This window comes from Gammaproteobacteria bacterium (assembly GCA_013696315.1).
Taxonomy (GTDB): Bacteria; Pseudomonadota; Gammaproteobacteria; order JACCYU01; family JACCYU01; genus JACCYU01.
The window spans coordinates 1-4,570 of record JACCYU010000249.1 but is presented as its reverse complement, the minus strand read 5'-3'; the positions used below and the strand labels follow the sequence as shown (position 1 = coordinate 4,570).

General features: G+C 57.6%; 5 protein-coding genes. All 5 read left to right on the top strand.

The window, feature by feature from the left end; all coding sequences use genetic code 11:
- Nucleotides 1–9 precede the first annotated feature (9 nt).
- Nucleotides 10–342 (top strand): DUF4357 domain-containing protein, encoded by a 333-nt coding sequence (locus H0V34_14425; protein ID MBA2492824.1) that lies wholly within the window; start codon nucleotides 10–12, stop codon nucleotides 340–342.
- Between the two features lie 196 nt (nucleotides 343–538).
- Nucleotides 539–1,744, top strand: coding sequence for a DUF1343 domain-containing protein (locus tag H0V34_14420; protein ID MBA2492823.1), 1,206 nt, complete (start codon nucleotides 539–541; stop codon nucleotides 1,742–1,744).
- Between the two features lie 12 nt (nucleotides 1,745–1,756).
- The gene (locus H0V34_14415) at nucleotides 1,757–2,344 is read left to right on the top strand and encodes a hypothetical protein (protein MBA2492822.1); all 588 of its coding nucleotides are present in this window, start codon (nucleotides 1,757–1,759) and stop codon (nucleotides 2,342–2,344) included.
- A gap of 52 nt (nucleotides 2,345–2,396) precedes the next feature.
- On the top strand, nucleotides 2,397–2,732 hold the full coding sequence (locus H0V34_14410; GenBank protein MBA2492821.1) for an MGMT family protein: 336 nt from the start codon (nucleotides 2,397–2,399) through the stop codon (nucleotides 2,730–2,732).
- A gap of 207 nt (nucleotides 2,733–2,939) precedes the next feature.
- Nucleotides 2,940–4,268, top strand: coding sequence for a hypothetical protein (locus H0V34_14405; protein ID MBA2492820.1), 1,329 nt, complete (start codon nucleotides 2,940–2,942; stop codon nucleotides 4,266–4,268).
- Nucleotides 4,269–4,570: the final 302 nt, after the last annotated feature.

Genomic DNA, 4,570 nt, shown 5'->3' with positions numbered 1-4,570 from the left:
GCGGAGGCGATGACAGAAAACGAGGTTCTTCGTGAACTGCTCAATCTGGTCAAACCGGCGAACACATCCAGGCCAACGACCCCGACAGAGGCGAGTGGGATTCCGTGGACGTCAAAGGGTGTTTCCTTTCCCCACGGCACGGAATTTCGGGCTACGTACAAGGGGCAGCTACACACAGGCACTGTCAATAACGGCGCCCTTACAATCAACGGAAAGCGATATTCCTCGCCCTCCGCCGCTGCCGTAGCAATCACCGGCAATCCTGTGAACGGATGGCGGTTTTGGGAATGCCTTCAACCTGGCACTACTAAGTGGAGGTCGATCGCAGCTTTGAGGCGTTGACGGTGCCCGACATTGCGCTGCAGTAGATCGCCGGTGAAACCCCCAATTCTTCCAAGCAGTCGTAGTGGGCGGCCGCCGTCGTATTTGACGGGCCTGCATTCCGACGCAAACAAGGTCTCGAAAATACGGCAGCGAGCGGAGTAGTTATAAACTTGATTGGGTTGATCGTACAAAAAATCTTGAGAGAGAGGAAGACATGAAATTCGGCATCGACCGTTTGCTGGAGGAACGCGGCTTGCGCAAACCGCTGGCTGGCAAACGCATCGCGCTGCTCGCGCACCCGGCGTCGGTCACGCGCGATCTCGTGCATTCGCTGGATGCGCTGGTCGCTTGCAAAGATTTGAACATGACCGCAGCGTTCGGCCCGCAGCATGGCCTGCGCGGCGACAAGCAGGACAACATGGTCGAGTCGCAGGATTCTAATGACCCGATTCTCGGCATTCCCGTATTCAGTCTTTATGGCGAAGTGCGCCGCCCGACAGCGGCGATGATGGACAGGTTCGACGTGCTGCTGGTCGATTTGCAGGATCTGGGCTGCCGCGTCTACACGTTCGTCACCACCTTGCGCTACGTCCTGGAAGCGGCCGCGGCGCATGCCAAGACGTTGTGGATGCTCGACCGCCCCAATCCGGCGGGACGACCGGTCGAAGGATTGCGGCTCAGGCCCGGCTGGGAGAGCTTCGTGGGCGCGGGGCCGCTGCCCATGCGTCACGGGCTGACCCTGGGCGAGCTCGCACACTGGTTCGTGAAAACGCTAAATCTTGATGTTGACTATCACATCATCAACATGCAGGGCTGGCAGCCGTCCGCGGCGCCTGGTTACGGCTGGCCACCTGGCGAACGCGCATGGATCAATCCCAGTCCTAATGCGCCCAGTGTATCGATGGCGCGCTGCTACGCCGGCACAGTGATGTTGGAAGGTACGACCTTGTCCGAAGGACGCGGCACCACGCGCCCGCTGGAGCTGTTCGGCGCGCCGGATATCGATGCGCGCGCAATCATCGCCACCATGACCGCGCTCGCGCCGCAATGGATGCGTGGTTGCCGATTGCGGGATTGCTGGTTCGAGCCTACCTTCCACAAGCACGCCGGCAAATTGTGCGCCGGGGTGCAGTTTCACGTCGACGATCCGGCTTACGATCATGAAGACTTCAAGCCGTGGCGGCTGATGGCGCTTGCCTTCAAGACCTTGCGAATGCTGCATCCCGACTATCCGCTGTGGCGGGATTTTGCTTACGAATACGAGCACGATCGGCTCGCCATCGACCTCATCAACGGCAGCCAACTGCTGCGCGGATGGGTGGACGATCCTGCTGCGACGCCAGAAGATCTCGATGCGCTTGCCGCGCCCGATGAAACGTCGTGGCGCGATGAGCGCGAACCGCTGATGCTTTATCGCTGAGACTTACCTGCCATGGATTTTCCACTAGACCTTCGTTTCAAGCTGCTTGCGATTGCCCAGCAGATTTCCGTCACGGATGCGGCCGGGCGCGTGATCTTCTACGTCCGGCAGAAGGCGTTCCGGCTCAGGGAAGCGGTGAGCGTTTATGGGGATACCGCGCAGAATCGGCCCTTGTATCACATCAACGCGGATCGTGTATTCGATATCTCGACGCAATATCACATCGATGATGCGCGGGGCGCGCGGCTGGGCGCGGTGCGACGCCGTGGAATGCGTTCGCTGTGGCGCGCGCATTACGACATCATGAGAAATGATCAACCATTCTTGGTGGTGCGTGAGGAGAACCCGTGGGTCAAAGTGCTGGACGGCCTGCTGGATTCGATCCCCGTCATCGGCATGTTCACCGGCTACGTGCTGCATCCGTCGTATCTCATTACGCGCGTGGATAACGGCGCGGCGGCTTTACGCGTAACCAAGCAACCGGCGTTTTTCGAAGGCCGCTACCGTATCGAACGTTTGGACGCGCTGGACGAGGACGCGGAACAGCTCGCGGTGCTGGCCCTGCTGATGATGCTGTTGCTCGAACGGCAGCGTGGTTAAGGCATCACGCCTATCGCCGCCTTGATGAAACGTCATATTGCGCGATTCAGCGATGAGCAAGCCAGGCGAAACCTATAGCCGCATCTATACCGTCGTCCGGCAAATTCCCGCAGGCAAGGTATCGACCTATGGCGACGTGGCGAGACTTGCCGGCTATCCGCGACAGGCGCGCCTGGTCGGCTACGCCCTGCACGCCCTGCCGCCGCACAGCACCGTGCCCTGGCATCGCGTGGTGAACGCAAAAGGCGGAATCAGCACCGGGCGCGGACGACATGGCGCGGACTCGGAACAGCGGATTCGATTGGAAGATGAAGGAATCGAGTTCGGTATCGATGGCCGCATTTCGCTGAATCGCTTCAGATGGTCCGTTGAGGTTAATGCTGTCTGATAGTTCGGTAAATGCCAGAAACTCAACGCGGAGCGACAACCGAGGAAGCCACCTTGACAACCCACGCAGGCTTTGCTTTGTATGTTAGGTGGCGCGCCCACCATGCGAGACAATTGTTTTAAAAGCACGCTAGCTCCTTGCCCGAATTGACCAAGGCTCCAATACAGAGATGATTCCATTTGACTGACGAGATTATCAAACAAACTTTTGGAGGCAGCCGAAGCTTGGGTGTGTGATGGCTACTCGTTTGATATTCGTTTTATCGCTGACGCCGATGGCCAAGGGTATCGAATCTGGGATGCGTCGATTACCTTAAATCCTCTTCCGACGTCGCGCGACAACAGCTTTCGAATCGATTCCGCGAACTTTGTTGTCGGCCAGATTCAACGCCATCACGAAAGCAAGAAGTCGTTGCTTGCGCTATTGGATAGAGCAACGTCCGGCGTCATCCGGCTTCCGGACAAGGAGCTGATCCTGCCAAGTGACCGGCCGTTTAACTTCTACTCAGAAATGAGTCATCGAGACCGCTGGTTTTCTGAGTTGCACCTTCAGGTTCTCGGTACTGCGAGACCTCACCCTTCTCCGGTCGAGTTGACTATAGTCGATAATATGCTACGGTCATCATGTCGGCCGTTTGATGGGCTCGCAGACGCTGCCGCATGGCTTGATCTACGTGCGCCTGGAAACAGCTCTGACCTTGCTGCCGTAATCGTAAGGGTTGGGCCGCCAGTCGATCTAATCTTTGACGAGTGTATGCTGGCCGGCGATCGACTTGACGTGACCTTGCACGCTCATCCAGCGTTCGATGTAGATAATGTTGGACTTGCTGTACGTGCAGGGCCAAGAGATGGGCTCAACTCTCGAAGACAAGTTGCCAGAGAGATCAAGTGGGGTGCCGTTCGAGACGATAGGCGCGAGGGCACGGCACAGATTGAACTTCAGCACGCAGACGCCGTGCTCGCCATGCTGATGATTGGGTCTTCAACGGTCCGCAGACAGTGGTTCTTAGATCCAGCGAAGGCGCGTAATAATCGCTTGCTTGCCATTCAGCATTTTGACAAGGATCTCCGAATGGTTCGGCGGGCTGTAATCGAGTCGTCCGATTCCTCGAAATTTGAGAACGGCGTTGCGGCATTGCTCTTCCTTTTTGGATTTAGCCCATGCGTTCAGATTGAAACCGATTCGCCCGACTTGATCGTAACTACGCCTGGTGGACGGCTCGCCATCGTCGAGTGCACTACGCGGGTCTCAGACTTCACATCTAAGGTAGGCAAGCTTGTCCATCGGCGCGGTGCGCTAACGAAGTCGCTTCAGGCAAGTGGACACCCCGCGCAAGTGGCAGCTGTGCTGGTTTGTAGGCTTCCAAGGGACCAGATCGCCGCCCAGTCAGACGAGCTTCGTACCCACAACTTGATACTTGTAGCAGGTGAGGACCTCGCAGCCGGATTTGACCAAGTTCGCTTTCCGAACGATCCCGATCTAATGCTTGAGGAGGCCCAAGCGCGCCTCACCGACGACGCCAGTGGCCTCGGCTAGTCAAACTGCATGCCGAAAGCACAACCTCCAATCGAACAAGCCGAGCTTGCACCTATCATTTGAGGTAAACGACCGACGGAGCGCGCAGCGCGGAGGGGCCTGCAAGCACGGATTGCAGGCACGGTTGACCGCGAAGTTAGACTTGGACTGCATGATTTCCCGCGGACGCGTACGTTAAGTTGTAGTAACTAGAGCTTAATCGTACGGTTGGTGTAAGTTTATCCATAAGCCGCGCGGCGGTAGATATCCTGGCCCTCTTCGCTGACTTCGGCGCGTTGGTTCAGGAATGCCTCGGCCTGTTC